Here is a 1,134-nt window from a genome sequence, read left to right as displayed (position 1 = left end):
GGTGAACAGCGCGAACAGGCAGCCTACAACGGCGAGGAAGACACCGAGGCCGATCTTAGTCGTCGGCAGCGCCGAGCGGTCGAGGGCGACAAAATCCTCGGCCATGCCTTGCTCGAGCCATGGCTTCGACATCAGCCGCTGATGGGAAAGCCACCATCCGACAAAGGCGACGACCACCAGCAGGAAGACCAGGATGACGCTCATGCCGGCTCCTTGTAGGTGCCGAAGGAGCCTGGCACGTTCTGCGGAATGAAATCCTCCTTGGCGCCCGGCACGCTGTAGTCATAGGCCCAGCGATAGACGATCGGCAGATCCTTGCCGAAATTGCCGTGGGCCGGCGGGGTTTCGGACGTCTGCCATTCGAGCGTCGTGGCGCGCCAGGGATTGCCGCCGGCCTCACGGCCGTGACGGATGCTCCAGATCAGGTTGAACAGGAACACGATCTGGGCAAAGCCGACGATGAACGCCATGATGCTGATGAAGGAGTTCAGGTGGTGGGCCGATTCCGTCATGATCGTCATGTCGGTCAGTTCGGCATAGCGCCGTGGCAGGCCCACCAGGCCAAGATAGTGCATGGGGAAGAAGATCAGATAGGCGCCGAGGAACGTGACCCAGAAGTGGAACTGGCCGAGCGTCTCATTCAGCATCCGACCGGTTACCTTGGGGTACCAGTGGTAGATTGCGCCGAAAATCACGAGGATTGGAGCGACGCCCATGACCATATGGAAATGCGCAACCACGAACATCGTGTCCGACAATGGAACGTCGACGACGACGTTGCCAAGAAACAGGCCGGTCAAGCCGCCGTTGACGAAGGTGACGATGAAGGCCAGGGCAAAGAGCATCGGTATGGTGAGATGGATGTCGCCGCGCCACAGCGTCAGCACCCAATTGTAGACCTTGATGGCGGTCGGCACGGCGATGATCAATGTCGTGGTGGCGAAGAAGAAGCCGAAATAGGGGTGCATGCCGCTGACATACATGTGGTGAGCCCAGACCACGAAGCTCAGCGCGCCGATGCCGACGATCGCCCAGACCATCATCCGGTATCCGAAGATGTTCTTGCGCGCATGGGTGCTGATCAGGTCGGAGACGATGCCGAAGGCCGGCAGTGCCACGATGTAGACCTCGGGG

General features: G+C 60.2%; 1 protein-coding gene and 1 pseudogene. Both read right to left on the bottom strand.

The genetic code is table 11. The features are described 5' to 3' along the window. Positions 1-204 (bottom strand): annotated as a pseudogene (locus tag EN749_RS36105) (cytochrome-c oxidase); the annotation flags it as partial. Next, positions 201-1,134, bottom strand: a 934-nt coding sequence (locus EN749_RS36100; protein WP_189367992.1) for a cbb3-type cytochrome c oxidase subunit I, incomplete at its 5' end; no start/stop codon positions are given. The gene EN749_RS36100 and the pseudogene EN749_RS36105, both read right to left, overlap by 4 nt.

Origin of the sequence: Mesorhizobium sp. M7A.F.Ca.ET.027.02.1.1, assembly GCF_004022985.1 — a bacterium.
GTDB lineage: Bacteria > Pseudomonadota > Alphaproteobacteria > Rhizobiales > Rhizobiaceae > Mesorhizobium.
The sequence above is the reverse complement of the archived record's forward strand: the minus strand, read 5'-3'. Positions and strand labels throughout refer to the sequence as shown.